General features: G+C 69.0%; 19 protein-coding genes. 5 read left to right on the top strand and 14 right to left on the bottom strand.

Going from position 1 to position 17,968, the window contains the following annotated elements; genetic code table 11:
* Positions 1-196: 196 nt before the first annotated feature.
* The 7 genes from hemB to BLU81_RS36940 all read right to left on the bottom strand — a co-directional run bounded on the left by hemB (position 197) and on the right by BLU81_RS36940 (position 6,954).
* Complete coding sequence (gene hemB / locus BLU81_RS36970; protein WP_092552151.1) at positions 197-1,186, bottom strand: porphobilinogen synthase; 990 nt, start codon at positions 1,184-1,186, stop codon at positions 197-199.
* An 89-nt stretch (positions 1,187-1,275) separates the two neighbouring features.
* Positions 1,276-2,862, bottom strand: a complete 1,587-nt coding sequence (locus tag BLU81_RS36965; RefSeq protein ID WP_092552148.1) for a bifunctional uroporphyrinogen-III C-methyltransferase/uroporphyrinogen-III synthase — start codon at positions 2,860-2,862, stop codon at positions 1,276-1,278.
* Entirely contained in the window at positions 2,859-3,788 is a 930-nt protein-coding gene (gene hemC / locus BLU81_RS36960; protein ID WP_092552145.1) for a hydroxymethylbilane synthase, read from the bottom strand. The genes BLU81_RS36965 and hemC overlap by 4 nt, the downstream gene beginning before the upstream one ends.
* Positions 3,785-5,080, bottom strand: a complete 1,296-nt coding sequence (locus BLU81_RS36955; protein WP_092552142.1) for a glutamyl-tRNA reductase — start codon at positions 5,078-5,080, stop codon at positions 3,785-3,787. The genes hemC and BLU81_RS36955 overlap by 4 nt, the downstream gene beginning before the upstream one ends.
* Entirely contained in the window at positions 5,077-5,823 is a 747-nt protein-coding gene (locus BLU81_RS36950) for a redox-sensing transcriptional repressor Rex (RefSeq protein WP_092552139.1), read from the bottom strand. The genes BLU81_RS36955 and BLU81_RS36950 overlap by 4 nt, the downstream gene beginning before the upstream one ends.
* A 234-nt stretch (positions 5,824-6,057) precedes the next feature.
* Positions 6,058-6,699, bottom strand: coding sequence for an HAD family hydrolase (locus tag BLU81_RS36945; RefSeq protein WP_092552136.1), 642 nt, complete (start codon positions 6,697-6,699; stop codon positions 6,058-6,060).
* Positions 6,700-6,708: 9 nt separating this feature from the next.
* Positions 6,709-6,954, bottom strand: coding sequence for a glutaredoxin family protein (locus BLU81_RS36940; protein ID WP_092552133.1), 246 nt, complete (start codon positions 6,952-6,954; stop codon positions 6,709-6,711).
* A gap of 551 nt (positions 6,955-7,505) precedes the next feature.
* On the opposite strand from BLU81_RS36940, the gene BLU81_RS36935 reads away from it, so the two are divergent.
* Both BLU81_RS36935 and BLU81_RS36930 read left to right on the top strand, forming a co-directional pair.
* Entirely contained in the window at positions 7,506-8,360 is an 855-nt protein-coding gene (locus BLU81_RS36935) for an ECF subfamily RNA polymerase sigma factor, BldN family (RefSeq protein ID WP_373873332.1), read from the top strand.
* 175 nt (positions 8,361-8,535) lie between these two features.
* The gene (locus BLU81_RS36930) at positions 8,536-9,711 is read left to right on the top strand and encodes a DUF5667 domain-containing protein (protein ID WP_092552127.1); all 1,176 of its coding nucleotides are present in this window, start codon (positions 8,536-8,538) and stop codon (positions 9,709-9,711) included.
* Positions 9,712-9,873: 162 nt separating this feature from the next.
* Here BLU81_RS36930 and BLU81_RS36925 read toward each other — a convergent pair whose 3' ends face one another.
* From BLU81_RS36925 to BLU81_RS36905, 5 genes are all read right to left on the bottom strand, one after another.
* A complete protein-coding gene (locus BLU81_RS36925; protein ID WP_092552124.1) occupies positions 9,874-10,878 on the bottom strand; it encodes a lysophospholipid acyltransferase family protein in 1,005 nt (334 codons plus the stop codon).
* On the bottom strand, positions 10,875-11,933 hold the full coding sequence (locus BLU81_RS36920; protein WP_092558179.1) for an NAD-dependent epimerase/dehydratase family protein: 1,059 nt from the start codon (positions 11,931-11,933) through the stop codon (positions 10,875-10,877). The genes BLU81_RS36925 and BLU81_RS36920 overlap by 4 nt, the downstream gene beginning before the upstream one ends.
* A gap of 38 nt (positions 11,934-11,971) precedes the next feature.
* Positions 11,972-12,073 carry a 30S ribosomal protein bS22 gene (locus BLU81_RS36915; protein WP_007465623.1) on the bottom strand — a complete coding sequence of 34 codons (102 nt, stop codon included), beginning with the start codon at positions 12,071-12,073 and terminating at the stop codon, positions 11,972-11,974.
* 157 nt (positions 12,074-12,230) lie between these two features.
* Positions 12,231-12,443, bottom strand: coding sequence for a helix-turn-helix domain-containing protein (locus tag BLU81_RS36910; RefSeq protein ID WP_092552121.1), 213 nt, complete (start codon positions 12,441-12,443; stop codon positions 12,231-12,233).
* A gap of 182 nt (positions 12,444-12,625) precedes the next feature.
* Positions 12,626-13,546, bottom strand: coding sequence for a proline dehydrogenase family protein (locus BLU81_RS36905; RefSeq protein WP_092552118.1), 921 nt, complete (start codon positions 13,544-13,546; stop codon positions 12,626-12,628).
* 122 nt (positions 13,547-13,668) lie between these two features.
* On the opposite strand from BLU81_RS36905, the gene BLU81_RS36900 reads away from it, so the two are divergent.
* Entirely contained in the window at positions 13,669-14,208 is a 540-nt protein-coding gene (locus BLU81_RS36900) for a CGNR zinc finger domain-containing protein (RefSeq protein WP_092552115.1), read from the top strand.
* Here the strand turns inward: BLU81_RS36900 and BLU81_RS36895 are convergent.
* Positions 14,195-15,004, bottom strand: coding sequence for a sugar phosphate isomerase/epimerase family protein (locus BLU81_RS36895; protein WP_092552112.1), 810 nt, complete (start codon positions 15,002-15,004; stop codon positions 14,195-14,197). The two genes, BLU81_RS36900 and BLU81_RS36895, sit on opposite strands and share 14 nt — an antisense overlap.
* 85 nt (positions 15,005-15,089) lie before the next feature.
* Between BLU81_RS36895 and BLU81_RS36890 the strand changes: the two genes are divergently transcribed.
* Positions 15,090-15,914, top strand: a complete 825-nt coding sequence (locus tag BLU81_RS36890; RefSeq protein WP_092552109.1) for a hypothetical protein — start codon at positions 15,090-15,092, stop codon at positions 15,912-15,914.
* 73 nt (positions 15,915-15,987) lie between these two features.
* Here the strand turns inward: BLU81_RS36890 and BLU81_RS36885 are convergent, their stop codons facing one another.
* Positions 15,988-17,271 carry an alpha-amylase family glycosyl hydrolase gene (locus BLU81_RS36885; RefSeq protein WP_092552106.1) on the bottom strand — a complete coding sequence of 428 codons (1,284 nt, stop codon included), beginning with the start codon at positions 17,269-17,271 and terminating at the stop codon, positions 15,988-15,990.
* Between the two features lie 72 nt (positions 17,272-17,343).
* Between BLU81_RS36885 and BLU81_RS36880 the strand changes: the two genes are divergently transcribed.
* On the top strand, positions 17,344-17,964 hold the full coding sequence (locus tag BLU81_RS36880) for a TetR/AcrR family transcriptional regulator (RefSeq protein ID WP_092552103.1): 621 nt from the start codon (positions 17,344-17,346) through the stop codon (positions 17,962-17,964).
* Positions 17,965-17,968 lie beyond the last annotated feature (4 nt).

Raw genomic sequence — 17,968 nt, 5'->3', positions numbered from 1 at the left:
GCCAGCGGGCGAAGGGGCGGTCGTGCCTGAGGACGGGCGTGGAGCACGGTGACCGGCGCATTCGGCCCGGCGGGCGCGGGGATACCGCGCCCCTCGCCGGCCTCGCGTGGACGCTACGGGAGGTGTGGTTCGGCGAAGGGCGCCCTACTCGTATCGCAGCGGGGTCGGTTTTGAAGTGCGACACCGCGGCGGAGCGTCAGTAACGCTCGCGGAGCAGGTTTGCGGCCTCGGTGGCCCAGTAGGTCAGGGCGATCTGGGCGCCGGCGCGCTTGATCGCGGTCAGGGATTCGAGGATGGCTCGTTCGCGGTCGATCCAGCCGTTGGCGGCGGCGGCCTCGACCATCGCGTATTCGCCGGAGACCTGGTAGGCGGCCACCGGCACGGTCACGTGGTCGCGGATGGCGGCGATGATGTCCAGGTAGGGCAGGCCGGGCTTGACCATGACGATGTCGGCGCCCTCGGCGATGTCCAGTTCGACCTCGCGCAGAGCCTCCCGGGCGTTGGCCGGGTCCTGCTGGTACTGACGGCGGTCGCCGTCCAGGGACGACTCGACGGCCTCCCGGAACGGGCCGAAGAAGGCGCTGGCGTACTTCGCCGAGTAGGCCAGGATCGAGATGTCCTGGTGACCGGCGCCGTCGAGGGCCTTGCGGACCACGCCGATCTGGCCGTCCATCATGCCGGACGGGCCGACCATGTGGGCGCCCGCTTCGACCTGCGCGATCGCCATGTCCGCGTAGATCGCCAGGGTCGCGTCGTTGTCGACGGAACCGTCGGCGGCGAGCACACCGCAGTGCCCGTGCGAGGTGAACTCGTCCAGGCACAGGTCGCTCATGATGACCGTGGAGTCGCCCAGTTCGGCCCGGAGGTCGCGGAGGCCGACGTTGAGGATGCCGTCGGGGTCGAGGCCGGCCGAACCGGTCGCGTCCTTGTTGGCGTCGTCCGGCACGCCGAACAGCATCAGACCGCCGACACCCGCGGCGACCGCCTCGGCCGCCGCTTTACGCAGCGACTCCCGGGTGTGCTGGAGAACGCCGGGCATCGAGGTGATCGGTTTCGGCTCGGTCAGGCCCTCCTTCAAGAAGAGGGGCAGGACCAGCTCGGACGGGGCGAGGCGGTTCTCCTCGACCAGACGACGGATGGCGGGTGTGCGCCGCAGGCGGCGCGGGCGGATGTCAGGGAAGGACATCGGACGCTCCCAAAAGGGTTTTCAAGATCCGGCTGTTGCGGAAACGGCGAACGCGCCGACCACGAAGGCCGGCGCGTTCTCGATGAGGATCAGCGGAAACGGAGAGCCGTCGGGCCCTGCACCTTGGAACCGCGGCGCTGCTTGGCCGGCATGGCGGCCAGCTTCTCGCGGAGTTCGAGGGCGTACTCGGCGAGCGCCTCGACCAGGTCCGGCACCGACGCGTTCTGCGGCTGGGTGTCGACCCGCAGACCGAACTCGACAGCCGTCTCGGCGGTCTTCGGGCCGATCACCGCGACGACCGTGCGGGCGTGCGGCTTGCCGGCGATGCCGACCAGGTTGCGGACCGTCGAGGACGAGGTGAAGAGCACCGCGTCGAACCCGCCCGACTTGATCGCGTCGCGGATCTCGGCCGGCGGCGGGGCGGCGCGGACCGTCCGGTACGCGGTCACGTCGTCGACCTCCCAACCACGCTCGATCAGACCGGCCGCGAGGGTCTCGGTCGCGATGTCAGCGCGCGGCAGTAGAACCCGGCCGACCGGGTCGAGGATCTCGTCGTGCGGCGAGAACTCGGCCAGCAGACCGTCGCTGGACTGCTCACCGGCCGGGATCAGCTCCGGCTGGATGCCGAACGCGCGGACCGCGTCGGCGGTGGCCTCACCGATGCAGGCGATCTTGACGCCACCGAAGTGGCGGGCGTCCAGACCGTGCTCGCCGAACTTCTCCCAGACCGCGCGGACCGCGTTGACCGAGGTGAAGATGACCCAGGCGTACCGGCCGTCGACCAGGCCCTTGACGGCCCGCTCCATCTGAGCCGGGGTGCGGGGCGGCTCGACCGCGATGGTCGGCACCTCACACGGGATCGCGCCGTAGGCACGGAGCCTGGCACTCATCGCGCCGGCCTGCTCCTTGGTACGCGGGACGAGGACCTTCCAGCCGTACAGCGGGCGGTTCTCCCACCAGCTCAGGCTGTCGCGCTCGGCGACCTCGGTGCCGACGGTGAGCACGACCCGGCCGGTGAAGCCGAGCGCCGCCGCGACGAAACTGTCCACGGTCGAGGTGGTGGTGTACTGCGTCTCGCCGGTGCCGTCGCCGGTCACCGCGACCGGGACACCCGGCTCGACACCCGCCGCGAGCAGCCCGTCCCGGACGGCGGCGAGGTCGCCGGCGTCCACGGCCACCGCGAAGGAGCCCTTCTGGGCAGCTCCGGCGAGCGCGTCGAAGTCCAGGTTGGTGACGTCGTCGACGTCAGCGGAGATGCGCACACCGGGCAGCGGCACACCGGCGTAGGCGGCGACGCCCTCGGCCTGGCCGATGCCGGGGATGACCTCGAAGTGCACCGCGGTCCGAGCGACCGCCTGCACCTCCTTGACCACCGACTCGTGGCCGAACGGGTCACCGGCTACCAGGTGGACGGCGGAGAGGCCGGACTTCGCAGCGGAGAGCAGCACCTTGGCGACGTCGCCGGGGGCGCCTTCGGCCGGGCTGAACTGCGCGTCCTCCTTGGCGTCGGAGCGGATCGCGCTGAGCAGGGAGTCGGGCACCCCGCGGTCGTAGACCACCTGGTCGGCATCGGTCAACGCCGCGTACGCGCGGCGGGTCAGCAGCTCCGGGTCGCCGGGTCCGGCGCCGATGAACGCGATGCGTCCGGCTGGCTTACGGGCGGTGCGGGTGGTCATTCTGTGCTCCCCATCAGGGTATCGGCTCCGGCGTCGAGGAGATCGATGGCAAGTGCCTTGCCGATCTCCGCAGCGCCGGCGGGCGTTCCGGTGCGCGACAGTCGGACGGCTCGGACACCATCCAAGCTGATCACCGCACCGCGCAGGTAGATCTCGTCACCGTCGTCGCCCTCGGCGATCTCGGCGTGTGCCGCGACCGGGGCGGAGCATCCGGCCTCGAGCGTGGCAAGCATCGACCGCTCCGCCGTGACGGCAGCGCGGGTCGGTGCGTGATCGAGAACGGACAGCAACTCGATCAGGTCGGTGTCGTCGGCCCGGCACTCCACCGCCAGCGCGCCCTGAGCCGGGGCGGGCAGCATGAGCATCGGGTCGAGCGTCTCGGTGATCTCCGTCGACCGGCCGAGACGTGCCACACCGGCTCGGGCGAGAACAACGGCATCGAGGTCCGCGTCGGGTCCGAGAACCCGGGCAATGCGTGAGTCGACGTTCCCTCGAATCGGCGTGACCTGCAACTCTAGGCCCAAAGCCAGCAGTTGCGCGACACGGCGCACCGCTCCGGTACCGATCCGCGAGCCGGGCGGCAGCTCCGCCAGGGTCAGGCCGTCCCGGGCGATCAGTGCGTCCCGGGGGTCTTCCCGGACCGGCACCGCGGCGATGTGCAGTCGCTGGTGACCGGCGGTGGGCAGGTCCTTGTAGGAGTGCACGGCGAAGTCGATCTCGCCGGCCAGCAGGGCGTCACGCAGCGCCGACACGAAGACACCGACGCCCAGCTCCGCGATCGGGGCGGCCGATTGGTCACCGGGGGTGACGATCCGGACCAGCTCGACCGGTCGGCCGGTGGCGGCGGTGAGAGCGTCGGCGACCAACTTCGACTGGGTGAGCGCGAGAGTGCTCCCCCGGGTGCCGAGACGCAGCGGGTCGGTCACGGTTTGCCTCCGATCTGCGGTACGGCGTTCGCCTGGGTGGCCAGCGGGACGTCGAGGTCGAACAGTTCGCGCAGCAGAGCGGCGTACTGATCACCGCCGGGCTCGGCGGCCAGTTGACGGACCCGCACGGTAGGCGAGTGCAGCAACTGCTGGACGACCCGGTGCAGGGTACGGGAAACGTCGCCTCGCTGCTCCTCGGTGAATTCCGGCCGCCGGGACATCAGCTTGCGCAACTCCGCGGACACCACCTCGTCGGCCCGGGTGCGCAGCGCGGCCACCGTGGGCGCGACCTCGGCCCCGCGCATCCACCCGAGGAAGCTGTCCACCTCGCCGGTGACGATCTGCTCTACGGCCGCGGTCTCGGCCGCCGCCGGGCCGGTCCGGCGACTGTTGGCAAGGGTGTCGATGTCGATGACGACCAGGCCGGGCAGGCCGATGGCGTCAGGGGCGACGTCCCGCGGAACCGCCAGGTCGAGAACGACCAGGCTGTTGGTCAGTTTCTCCAGGCGGGCCCGGGTCAGGACCGGCTCGGTGGAGGCGGTCGCGCACACCACGATGTCGACCTCGCGGAGCACGGCGTCCAGGTCGTCGAACGGGACCGAAGTGGCGCCGTACAGCTCGGCCAGCCGGTCGGCGCGCTGCTGGCTGCGGTTGGTGATCCGCAGGGGCCCGACACCGCTGCGGGTGAGCGTGGCCACTGACAGTGAACCCATCGCCCCGGCGCCGATGACCAGCGCGGACTTGCCGGTGAGGTCACCACCGAGATGCTCGGCGGCCACGTCCAGGGCGGCCGTGACGACGCTCTGCCCGGCCTTGTCGATGCCGGTCTCGGAGTGCGCCCGTTTGCCGACACGGAGCGTCTGCTGCATCAGTTCGTGCAGCAGACGGCCGGCCGAGTCGACCTCGGTCGCGGTGTGGTAGGCGTCCCGCAGCTGGCCGAGGATCTGCGCCTCGCCGATGACCATCGAGTCGAGGCCGGACGACAACCGGAAGGAGTGCCGGACCGCGGCTTCGCCGTAGTGCACGTACAGATGGCTGGCCAGCTCGGTGGCGGGGATGCCGGAGTGCTCGGACAGCACGTTGCAGATGTCGCCGAGGCCGCCGTGGAACCCGCTGACCGCTGCGAACACCTCGACCCGGTTGCAGGTGGAGACCACGACGGCCTCACCCACGTACGGCTGGGCGATCAGGTGCTGGAGCAGCTCGGGAACGGACGACTCGGGGATGGTGAGGCGCTCGAGGACCGCGAGGTCTGCGGTGCGGTACGAGGCGCCGATGCTGAGTAGGTTCACGAACCGACCGCCTCCTGATTGCCGCTTTCCGCCGGGGCGGACCGGCCGCCGGGAAGCGCGGTCAGAGACGCCTTGCGGTGCTCGTGGAACGAAAGGATCTGCAGCTCGATAGCGAGATCCACTTTGCGGACGTCGACGTTTGACGGCACCGAAAGAACCCCCGGGGCGAAGTTGAGAATGCTCGTCACGCCCGCGGCGATCAATGCGTCGGCGACCAGCTGCGCGGTGCCGGGCGGGGTGGCGATGACACCGATCGCGATGGACTCCTCCGCCGCGATCCGCTGGAGATCATCGATGTGCTGCACGATCAGCCCGTTGATCTCCTCGCCGACCTTGCGCTCGTCGGCGTCGAAGAGCGCGACCACCCGGAAGCCACGGCTGGCGAAACCGGCGTAACCGGCCAGGGCGTGCCCGAGGTTACCGACGCCGACGAGACAGACCGCGCGGTTCTTGTCGAGGCCCAGGATGTACTCGATCTGGTAGACGAGCAGGGCCACGTCATAGCCGACGCCGCGCGTGCCGTAGGAGCCTAGGTGGGAGAGATCCTTGCGGAGCTTGGCCGAGTTGACCCCGGCGGCTGCTGCGAGACCCTCGCTCGACACCGTCTCCGCGCCGGTCTCGGCGAGGTGGTGAAGGGCGCGCAGGTACTCCGGCAGTCGTGCGATGGTCGCCTCCGGGAGATCCGGGAAGGCCGGGACGCCATCGGTTTCACCGGGCGTGCTTCCGTGACGTTGCTGACTCATCTGACTCCGTGCCGACGAGGCGGACCTGCGGTGAGCCCTGTCTGTGCGGTACCGGTGGAACCCTCGTGGGGTAGCTGTGGTAGTGCGGGGCTCGTCGGAGTCACAGAGTAGGCGCTTGTGAAGGCGTGCACAAATCGCGATCTTGACGGGACAATTGGACAAGGTCGACCCGGCTGTGTTACTCGGGCCGACCTGTCGAGTATTACCGGTGGAACGCCACCAGGGCCACCCTGCTCAAAGTGACATGGCCATCTTCACCGCATCCACCAGCGTGTCGGCCACCGGACGGCCGGATTCACGCAACCGTGCGGGGTCGGTGAAACCACCGGTGTAGAGCACCACGGACGCGCCTACCGACTCGGCGGCCTCGGCGTCGTCGATCGAGTCACCGATCAGGACCGCGTCCGCGCCGGCCACCCCGAGCTCGGACAGGTGCAGCGCCAGGTGCCCGGCTTTGAAACCGCCGCCCAGCTCGGCCTTCAGCCCGTCGATCCGGGTGAAGAGACCGGCCAGGCCGTACCCCTCGACCGCCGGGACCAGCTCGTGGTGGAACCACATGGAGAGCAGCGACTGGCTGCCGCTCCAGGTCTTGATCGCGGCCTGCGCGTCGGCGGCCAGCGAGACGTCGGTCAGCCCGAGGCGGTACGCGTCGTGGAAGATCCGGTCCAGCCGCCCGAACTCCTCCTGCTCGACGGCCCGGCCGAGCATCTCGGCGTAGAAGTCGGCGACCGGCCGGCGGAAGGCCCGCCGATGCTCGTCGGAGTCGACGTCGCGGCCGCCGACCGCGGCGAAGGCGGTGTTCGTCGACGACACGACCAGGTGAAGGTCGTCGAGAAGGGTTCCGTTCCAGTCCCAAACCAAATGCTTTGCTGTCACCCGGAGAACCTACAGGCGGGGTTCACCCGGTTGTCGAGCTAAATCCCGCAGCAGGCGCTCCTCCTCGATGCGCCAGTAACCGTGCTCACGGCCATCCAGCAGCAGCACCGGCACCCGGTCGCCGTAGTCGCGCTCCAGCTCGATCGACGAGTCCACGTCGACTTTCGCCCATTGGCCCGGCGCGATCCGGTCCAGTGTCTTTTCGGCCACCTCGCACAGATGGCAGCCGCCGCGACTGATCAGGGTGAGTCTCACTCGCCCATCCTTCCACTTCCGTCCGGGCACCCGCGCCAGGCGCTCTGAGGCCGAGCGGACAACCGGTCCGTCCCTTTCGCGCATTGTTAGGCGAAAGTGACCTTGACGAGGCTTGCCGCTTTAAGCGGGATTCACGGCTTTGCGCTCAGCGCACATGGTGTGCGACTCCGCGTGTCCGAAGTCGGCAATACTTCCGCACTGTGTAACGGAATACACACCAACGGGTGAGACTGGCCGGTTTTTCGCGGTCGTCCCGCCCATTTTCTTGTCAGTGACGGCTTTTGTCGGTTAGTGAAGCTTTTGCTGATGTTAGTGGAGCTTTTGTTTGTGAGTGACCACCCTCATCCCGAGGAGGCCGCTGTGCCCTACAAAGCACGGAATCGAAGTGAATCTACGTCTGGCGGGACGGATTCACTGTCGTCGAAGGCCCGCCGGGTGAAGGAGGCGCAGTGACTCATGTGTACGCCGAGGACCCGTACCAACGCGAGGTCCTCGCGGCCCGGCACGTACTCACCGAGGGGTTGAACACACTGCGAGAGTCCGTTGACGGCGTGATCGTGAACGCGATCCGGGGCGACAGCCCCAAACAGACCGGCAGCCGTCGTACGCCGAACAGTCCCCCCGCAGTCGCCTCGCCGCACAACGGCAACGGCAGATTCGGCGGCGGGCGGCCCGCCTCGCCGCGGCCCCCGTCCCAGCCCACACCCGGCCAGCGCTCCACGATCGGCGAGAACGAGACGGCCCCCGGTGAACACACCGTGGTCCTGCCGACCCAGAGCAAGACCGGCCCGCCCACCGAGACCGAACCACCCAAGCACCCGGCCCGCCCCGATCGGGGCGATCCCGCCGCCGAGGTGTGGGCGCTCGTCGAACGGGCCCAAGCCGGCGAGGCCGAGGCCTTCGGCCTGATCTACGACCGGTACGTGGACACCGTGTTCCGCTTCGTCTACTTCCGGGTCGGTAACCGCCAGCTCGCCGAGGACCTGACGTCGGACACCTTCCTGCGTGCCCTCAAGCGGATTGGCAGCTTCACCTGGCAGGGCCGTGACCTGGGCGCCTGGCTCGTGACGATCGCCCGGAACCTGGTCGCCGACCACTTCAAGTCCGGTCGCTACCGCCTTGAGGTGACCACCGGCGACGTGCTCGACGCCGATCGTGAGGACCGCGGGCCGGAAGGCAGCCCGGAGTCGGCGGTGGTCGACCACATCACCAACGTCGCCCTGCTCACCGCGGTCAAGCAGCTCAACCCGGAACAGCAGGAGTGCATCGTGCTCCGCTTCCTCCAGGGCTTCTCGGTCGCCGAGACCGCACAGACCATGGGCAAGAACGAGGGAGCCATCAAAGCTCTGCAATATCGCGCGGTCAGAGCACTCAACCGGCTCCTGCCGGACGGATTCCAATCTTGATCGGGGGATCCCAGTTGTTGATCTCTGATACCCGATGGAACCGTCAGTCACCCGTAACCGGGGCCGCGTGTCGCGCGTTTGTCCGGGTGCGACCCGGGACCGTGTCTCGCGGTTCGGTCGCCGACGCCGTCCGCCAGGCCGGCGAGACAGTCACGAGCGAGGGGAGGTGCCCACGGTGAAGTTCGCATTCCCGAACTCCCGGAGTGCCGAGCGCTTCGCGGAATCGATCGCCGACTCCGGTGGCACGCGCCGGCACCACAGCCGTGGGCAGACCGACGAAGAGCTGAACCGGCTGGTCGCCATCGGTAACCGGCTTTCGGCGGCCCGCATCGCGACACCGGTCGACTCCGAGTTCCGCGTCGGCCTGCGCGCCATGCTGGTCGCCACGGCCGAACGGGACGGCATCGGGCGGACCGCCGCCGAGACCGAACCCGATCCGATCATCGAAGCCGCGGCCCGGCGCCCGAGATTAGGCCGCCGGATACGGGCCCGTGGGGCGATCATCATCGGCGTCGCCGCCGGTGCGATGGCCGTCTCCGGAATCTCCGCGGCCAGCGAGAGCGCCTTCCCGGGTGACGTCTTCTACACCGTCAAACGCCAGACCGAACGCGCCCAGCTGGCGATCGCCGGTTCCGATGTGACCCGGGGCCAGCTGTCCCTGGACTTCGCCCGGACCCGGCTCTCCGAAGCCGTCGCCATGAAGGGCGGCGAACGCGAGTTCGCCCTGGTCCTGGACGACATGGATGCCGACACCCGCAAGGGCGTCCGGCTGCTCACCACGTCGGCCGCGGCCCAGCAGGACACCGCACCGTTGGCCACGCTGGACGGCTTCGCCATCGATCAGCGCAAGGTCCTGCACCCGGCGCTGGAAAAACTCTCCACCGCCAACCGGGAACGGGCGGCCGTATCCCTCGGCCTGCTCCAGGACGTGGTCAAGCGCACCGAATCACTACGCACCGGGCTGGCCTGCGACGAGGTCACACCGGCCGGGTCCGACGCGCTCGGGCCGAAACTGCGCGACTGCACCACCCCCGCCGAGGACCAGAACGGTTCACCGCAGGGCACCTCGCCGACGCAGCAGCAACAGCAACACAGCGACTCCGGCCGGCCCGGCACCAAGCAGGCCGATCAGAGCAGCACGCCACGGCAGAACCGGACCAAGGCCACCACCGATCCGGAGACGACCGGGTCCGCAGAACCACGGACCAGTAAGTCGGCTGCCGAGACGAGCGACACGCCGGTCGGCACCACCGGCGTCTCGCCGACACCGACCGACACGATGAGCACCACGGACATTCCCGGTACAGAAGAGGACGGGGTGCTGGGCGGACTGCTCAGCGACCTCTTCTGATCAGTTCCGAACAGATGGCGAGGGGCGGTGCCGGAGAAAACTCCGGGGCCGCCCCTCAACCGTCACTATAGGACGGACGATCGGTTCCACTCCAGGAGAATGGCACTTATCGGCTCTCACCTGGCCCGACTTTCACCCCGCTCTTACTCTTCTACCCGGCTCTTACGGCCCGAACGGGTCCGGGCGTCTTTCCAGCAGCTCGTGCACCGCCGCCTGGACGGTCTCGCGGACCTGATCGGCGAGGTTGTAGACGACAAGCGGGTCGTCCGCGAAATCGGTCAGATGCGTGGTCGGGATCGGCGGGCAGAACTCGATCAGCCACTTGCTGGGCAGCGGCACCATGCCCAATGGTCCCAGCCAGGGGAAAGTCGGCGTGACCGGAAAATAGGGGACACCGAGCAGCCGGGCCACCGGCTTCAGGTCGGCCAGGATCGGATAGATCTCCTCGGCGCCGACGATCGCCACCGGGACGATCGGCGTGCCGGTCCGCAGCGCTGCCGAGACGAATCCGCCCCGGCCGAACCGCTGCAGCTTGTAACGGTCGGCAAACCGCTTCCCGATGCCCTTGAAACCCTCCGGGAAGACACCGACCAGCTGACCGGAAGTCATCAGACGCTCGGCATCCGGGTTGCAGGCGACGGTGGCACCGGCCGCCCGGGCCAGCTCACTCATCACCGGCATCCGGAAGACCAGATCGGCGCCGAGCAGGCGCAGGTGCCGATTGAGCGGGTGCCTGTCCCGCAGCGCGACGGTCAACATCAGGGCGTCCAGCGCGATCGTGCCGGAATGGTTGCCGACCACCAGGCCACTGCCCTCGGCCGGCACGTTCTCGATACCGAAGACCTCGGTCCGGAACCAGTCCCGGTAGAGCAGTTTCATCATCGGATGGAAGACGGCCTCGGAGAGTTCCTGGTCGAAACCGAACTCATCGACCTCGTACGCTCCGGCCAGTCGCCGCCGTAAGAAGGCCAGACCGTCAGCGATTCGCTGATCCCAGACATCCGCCTCCGGGACCGTCTCCTCCGGTACCGGCGCGGCTTTCTCGGGGTGCGCGGCTTTCTCGGGGATCGGGCGGCGCCCGTTGACCCGCTGCACCGGCGGCGGTTCAGGCAGCTGGAAGTCGGTGTGCCCAGGCAGCATGTCGCTACGGAACTCGTCCTGGCTCATGGCTTAACCTCCGCCGCGGCCGCGCGAGCCCGGCGGATGCCGTCCAGGATGGCGGCCTCCGCCACGGCCAGCCGGTCCGCGGTGATCGTGGAGCCCTCGGCGTGCGCCTGGATGAACTCCTCGAAGGCGGCCGCGGTGGTCCGTGGCGTGAAGCCGAACTCGTTGATCAGCCGGGTCGTGTCGACCACCCGGCCGTGTACGAAGAGGTCGATCTGGTCCAGCCCGATCTGCTCGACACCGAACTGGCGGAGCATGGCGGCACCACTGGAGAGAGCCGTCTCGGGCACCGGCAGCGAGACCCGGCCGGCCCGGCGGACAGCCTGGGAGAGCATGAGCACCCCGGAGCCGGCCACGTTGAAGGTGCCCGGATGGTCCTCGATCACCGAACGGTGCAGGACTTCGAGGGCATCTTCGGCGTGGACGAACTGGAGCCGGGCGTCCCGGCCGATCACCGTGGGAACCACCGGCTGGGCGAAATAGCGGGTCAGCGACGTCTCGGCGGACGAGCTGATCATCGGGGCGAACCGGAGAACGGTCGCCGCGACCTCGGGCCGGCGACGGCGGAATCCGCGGACATAACCCTCGATGTCGAGGATGTCGCGGGCGAACGCGCCACGCGGAACCGCGCGGGGCTCGGTGTCCTCGGTGAAGACCGCGGGATCACGGAAGGAGGCACCGTAAGCGGCCGTGGAGGAACGCACCACCAGCTTGCGCAGCCTGCGCGCCCCTTGAGCGGCGGCCAACACCTGCATGGTGCCGATGACGTTCTGTTCCTTCATCGCGGCGCGCCCGTGTTTGGCGTCGGGCACGCTCGTGATGGCGAGATGCACGACGGCCTCGGCGCCGAGATCGGCGATGGCTTCGGTGGCCGCACGCGCGTCGGCCCGGATTCGCTCCACTCCCTCGAGCAGGCCGAGGAGGCCCGCCGGAGGGTCGTGCGGATCCAGACCGACGACACGATCGATCCGGGGATCTGCGGCAAGACGTGCAGCGACCTGGGCGCCGAGAAATCGGCTGACCCCGGTGACCACGACAACGCTAGGCGGTGCTGTCACGTTGAGATCCTCAGGCCGGGCATCAGCCCGGCCTTCGATCACTTGCCGAGACGGCGACGCTGGACGCGGGTCTTGCGCAGCAGCTTGCGGTGCTTCTTCTTCGCCATACGCTTGCGGCGCTTCTTGACCACGGAGCCCATACGAACTGCCTCTCGAACCTGTGGATGGGGATCCGGCTCATACCCCGAGGGGATCACCGGAAACCTGACTGAAGGGCGCCCGGAGCAGCGACGGACCCGGGAACCAACCGGTCCAGCGTACCGGCATGCTCCAGTCGGGCCAACACGGCCCCGTCCGTCAGGCGCTTTGCGAGAATGCTCCGCGCAGGTACTCGTGCACCGCGTGCTCCGGCACACGGAACGAGCGACCGACCCGGACCGCGGTGAGGTCACCGCCGTGCACGAGCCGGTAGACGGTCATCTTGGAGACCCGCATCAGCGAGGCAACCTCGGCCACCGTCAGAAACCGAACCTCAGAGAGTCGTTCCTCGGTCTGTGCTGGACCCGTCATCGCGTCGCACCGATCCTTTCGCTGGCACGATCCGCCGCGGCCGGGGGCTCCCGGACGCCGCGGGGACGACGTGCGTGTCATCAGAACGGTATCGATACTGCTGTGACCAACGCGATACGTTCCGTGAAATGCCCACAAAAAGTCAAGGAAGACACGCCGGATCTGTGGCGATTTAGACCCTTTTACTTCTTTGAGGTGACGGCACGGGCCAGAACGCCTACGTTCGCCGGGCGTTCGGCGAGGCGGCGCATCAGGTAGCCGTACCACTGTTCCCCGTACGGCAGGTAGACGCGGACGGTGTGCCCGCTCGCGGCCAGCCGGGCCTGTTCCTCGGGACGGACCCCGAACAGGAGCTGGAACTCGTACTCCCGGGTGGAACGGTCGAACCAGCGGGCCCGGTCCTCGGCGATCGAGATCAGCCTCGGATCGTGAGTGGCCACCATCGGGTAGCCCTCCCCTGACATCAGGATGTTCAGGCAGCGCACGAACGACTTGTCCACGTCCAGAGCCGACTGGAAGGCCACCGACTCGGGCTCCGAGTACGCCCCCTTGCAGAGCCGCACCCGCGAACCGGACGTGGCCAGCTCGCGACAGTCGCCCTCGGTCCGCCGCAGGTGCGCCTGGAGGGCCGCCCCCGTCGAAGGGAAGTCCTTCCGCAACTCGGCCAGCGTCTCCAGAGTGGCGTCCGTGGTGCTGTGGTCCTCGGCGTCCAGAGTCACCGTGGTGCCCGCCTCGGCGGCCGCGGCACAGACGGCGCGAGCGTGCTCGTACGCCAATTTCTCGTCGATCCGCTGACCCAGAGCCGAGAGTTTGAGGCTCACCTCGACAGCCGGGGTCAGGGCGAGGTCGCGGAGGCGGCCGAGCACCGCGAGGTACTCGTCCCGGGTGGTCACCGCCTGTTCGATCGTCCGGGTGTCCCCACCCAGATGGTCGAGACTGACGGCCAGACCGTCGTCCGCTAGATCGCGGCTGACGCGCAGCACGTCGTCGGCACCACGACCGGCCACGAAACGCTGCACGATCCCCCTGCTGACAGGGGCGGACTCGGCCAGTCGCTCGAGCCGGGCGGACCCGGCCGCGGCGAGAAACAGGGAACGGAGCATGCGCCGAGCGTAACCTCCGGGTCCGGCGCGGATCCTCGGGAGCGGCGTCGATTCCCATGTGCCCGACTCGACCGGGTATCACATACGTGCCCCATGGGGTCAGGTGCGGCTACCGTTGTCGGGTGAACTTCGATGCGTACGCCCGGACGGCGATCGACCTCGTCAACGCCGGCCTGGACGATCTCGCCGGGTTGCGGGCTCTGTTCTCCGGCGATCAAGCCTGGATGCGCGATCAGGTCGCTGAGAAGGACCTGGCCGTCTTCCGGCGTGCGCAGCGCCGCCTGCGCCAGGTCTTCGAGCACGGTACCTCCGGACAGGACGCCGACGCCGTGCAGGAACTGAACGCACTTCTCGAGATGTACCCGGTGCAGCCACGCATCTCCGGCCACGACGCCGGAGACTGGCACATGCACGTGACCAGCCGCGGGTCGTCGGTGAGCGCCGAGTACCTGGCAGGCGCCGCCTGGGGACTCTCCGTCTGGCTCTGCGAGTACGGCAGCGCCCGCTTCGGCATCTGCGCCGACGAGCGATGCGGCAACGTTTACCTGGACACCTCGTCCAACAACTGCCGTCGCTTCTGCTCGGAACGCTGCGCGACCCGGTCGCACGTCGCCGCGCACCGGGCCCGCAAACGCGCCGCCGGGTCACTCACCCCGGCGTGACGGCAGGCGCCTGCTCCAGGTGCTTGCGGGCGAACTCCAGCGCCTCCCGCAGGTCCGCCTCGCGGGCCGGACGGCTCGCCGCCTTGCGCGTGTTGATCTCCAGCGCTACCGAACCGGTGAACCCACGGCCGGCCAGGGAACGCAGCAGCTCCGCGCACGGCTGGTTGCCGCGGCCCGGCACCAGGTGCTCGTCGCGGCCCTCGCCGGTGCCGTCGCCGAGGTGCACGTGTTTCAGGCCGGCACCCATCTTGGCGGCCATCTCCAGCGCATCGATGCGCGAGGCCGCGCAGTGCGACAGGTCAAGCGTGTAGGCGTCGAAACCGGTCTCGGTCGGATCCCAGCCCGGGTTGTACGGCACCACCCAGCGGCCGGCCATCTTCACCGGGAACATGTTCTCCACCGCGAAGGTCAGGCCGGGATGCCGGGTCTGGACCTTGGCTAGGCCCTCGGCGAAGTTGCGCGCGTAATCGCCCTGCCATCGGAACGGTGGATGCACCACCACCGTCGGGGCGCCGAGTGACTCGGCGAGCTGCGCGGCGCGGGACAGACGCTCCCACGGGTCGGAGCTCCACACCCGCTGGGTCACCAGCAGGCAGGGGGCATGGACCGACAGGACCGGCACGCCGTAGTGCTCGGCCAGGCCTTTGAGAGCGCCGGCGTCCTGACTGACGGCATCGGTCCACACCATGATCTCGAGACCGTCGTAGCCGACCGTGGCCGCCATCTCGAACGCAGCCGCGGTCGGCTCCGGGAACACCGAGGAGCTGGAGAGAAGCACGGGTACGCGGGAAGTCACGCCCTCCAGCGTAGCCGCGCGCAACAGGCCCGGATATATCAGCTGTAAACGGTCACGATGCCCTGATGGGCGTACGCTGACCCGGATGAGCCGCAAGACGCCACCTCGGGAAGTATCGCTCGACTTCCCTCGCGAGTGGATCGAGTTCCTTGATCCTGCTGACGAGCAGCACGTGGTCCGGGCCGATCTGACCTGGCTGCTCTCCCGATGGACGTGCGTCTTCGGCTCCGCCTGCCGGGGCATCCTGCCGGGCCGGGCCGAGGACGGCTGCTGCTCGCACGGGGCCTTCTTCACCGATACCGACGACGAGAACCGGGTCAAGGCCGCGGTCCTCAAACTCACCCCGCTGACCTGGCAGCACCACCGGCGCGGTTTCAAGAACTGGACCGAGGTGGACACCGTCGACGGGACCAAACCCGCGCGGCGGACAGCCACCCGCTCCGCCGACGGGCCGTGCGTCTTCCACAACGAGGACGACTTCGCCGGCGGTGGCGGCTGCGCGCTGCACGCTCAGGCGCTGCGGGACGGCAAACATCCACTCGCTTACAAACCGGACGTCTGCTGGCAGCTGCCGGTGCGCCGCGAGCAGGACTGGATCACCCGGCCGGACGGCGTGAAGCTGCTGCAGTCCACGGTGACGGAATTCGACCGACGCGGCTGGGGGCCGGGCGGTCATGATCTGGCCTGGTGGTGCACATCGTCACCGGACGCCCATGTCGGGACCGACGCGATGTACGTCACCTACGCCCCCGAACTGACCGAGCTGCTCGGCGAGGCGGCTTACGCCAAGCTCGCCGAACTCTGCGACGCCCGCCTCAAGTCCGGCCTTATCGCCGTCCACCCGGCCACCACCGCCGCCAGGAAAGCGGCCAACGCCACCGCCGGGCCGGCCGCCGGCCGCAAGTCCTGAGACGAGCCGGCCGCCAGCCGCAAAGTCCTGGGACCGCCCTGTGCCGGACGCAGTTACGGACCCGGTTGGGGTGTCAGCCCAGGATCGACCAGCCGTGGGGTGGGACGGTTGCCGAGGGCCGGCCGTCGCCGGGGGTGTCTGACTCCAAGAGGGTCAGGCCCGTGTGGTCGATCGGGAAAGTGAACGGTGCGTCGCCGACGTTGAGCAGCGTGACGATTCGGCGGGTGGGGTCGCCGGGCGCGGTGGAGACCAGGGCAGCCGTCTCGTTGGCCAGGTGGGCATGGCTGGTGCGGGCGTGGCTGAGCCACGGGTTGCGGCGGCGGACGCCGATCAGTCGCTGGTGCAGGCGGTAGGTCGGCCAGCCGAACGGGGCAAGCTCTCCGGGACCGGCCGGGAACGGCGGCCGGATCTCGTCGTCGCCGCCGGGCCGCTCCTCCTTGACGCCGCGGAACGCCTGCTCGTCGCCGTAGTAGACACTCGGCACGCCGCCGACCGTGAACAGCACTGCGAGCGCGTGTCCTAGGTGCCGCTCGTCGGTGAGGCGGCTGGCCAGGCGAGTGACGTCGTGGTTGCCGGTGAAAGTGAGCGGCAGACCGGCGTCGAGCACGGTGCCGTGCCGGTCGAGCGCCCACGCCAGTTCGAAGAGATTGCGGTCGTTGAGGCTGCTCCAGATCGCTTTCCACAACTCGTACTGACTGATCGAGTCGAGGCCGCTCTCCTGGAGATAGGCGGCGTAGTCACCGTGGATCACCTCGCCGGTGAACCACGCGCCGGGATGCCGTGGCCGCACCCGGTCGAGCGCCGCGGCCCAGAAGCGGGGCGACACCGCGTAGGCCGCGTCGAGCCGCCACCCGGACGCGCCCCGGGTCAGCCAGTGATCCATCACCCGCACCACGTGGTCGAGGACCTCGGGCTCGTCGTGATCGAGAGCGACCAGGCCGTGGTGGCCCTCGAACACCGCCAGATCGCCGGACTCGGTGCGCCGGAACCAGTGATCGGGCGCCGGGAAGCTCCGCCCCACATGGTTGAACACCCCGTCGAGCAGCAGGTGCAGGCCCCGCTCCCGGGCCGCGCCGACGAGCTTGTCGAAATCGGCGTCGTCCCCGAGACGCGGGTCGACGCGGAAATGGTCCACCGTGTCGTAACCGTGGGTCTCCGAGGCGAAGATCGGCCCGAGCTGAAGCCCGGAAGCACCCAGCTCAACGGCGTAGTCCAGCCAGTCGACCAGCCGGGTGAGCCGATGCCCAGGGCCAAGGCCAAGGCCAGGGCCAGCGGCGCCGGCGTCGGCGTCGAGTGCACCGGTGAAGCCGAGTGGGTAGATGTGCCACCAGACAGCGTGGTCGATCCAGCCGTTCATGAGCACTCTCCTTAGTGAGCATCACTCAGTAACCAACTGAGCTTAGCTCACTAAAACCGGTAAGGTCGACTCATGCCACGCACGGACCGCCGCCCCCGCCAACGACTCGACGCCGAGACTCGCCGACTGGAGATTCTCCGGGTGGCCGGCGAGGCGTTCGGGGCGCAGCCTTACGACCGGGTCTCGGTCGCGCGGGTGGCCGAGACGGCGGGCGCTTCCGAGGCGTTGGTGCATCGCTATTTCGCGGGCAAGAGCGGGCTCTACATCGCGGTCATCGAGGCCGGCGTCGGTCAGTTGCTCGATCGGCAGCGTGACGCGATCGAGGCCACTCCGGGCGGTTCACGGGATCGGCTGGCCACCACGGTGGGCATCTATCTCGACGTGGTCGCGGAGTGGTCGACCGGCTGGCTCAACCCGGTGCAGTCACCCAGTGGTGAGCCGGCCGCGGCGGTCGGGCTGCGCCGCGAGGTCCGCGACACCTACGCCGATCTGCTGCGTGAGCTGCTGAAACTGCCGGACGACCCACGGCTGGACTATGCGATCTACGGCTATCTGAGCTTCCTCGACGCCGCCTGCCAGTGCTGGGCGGAGCGGGGCTATCCGGCCGGGGACCGCGGGCTGATCACCGACCAGGCCATCGCCGCGCTGACCGCGGCCCTCACCGCGGCAGGACACCCCGACGCCTTGCGGTAGAGGT

This window comes from Actinoplanes derwentensis, assembly GCF_900104725.1.
GTDB lineage: Bacteria > Actinomycetota > Actinomycetes > Mycobacteriales > Micromonosporaceae > Actinoplanes > Actinoplanes derwentensis.
This window is presented reverse-complemented; position numbering and strand designations above follow the sequence as displayed.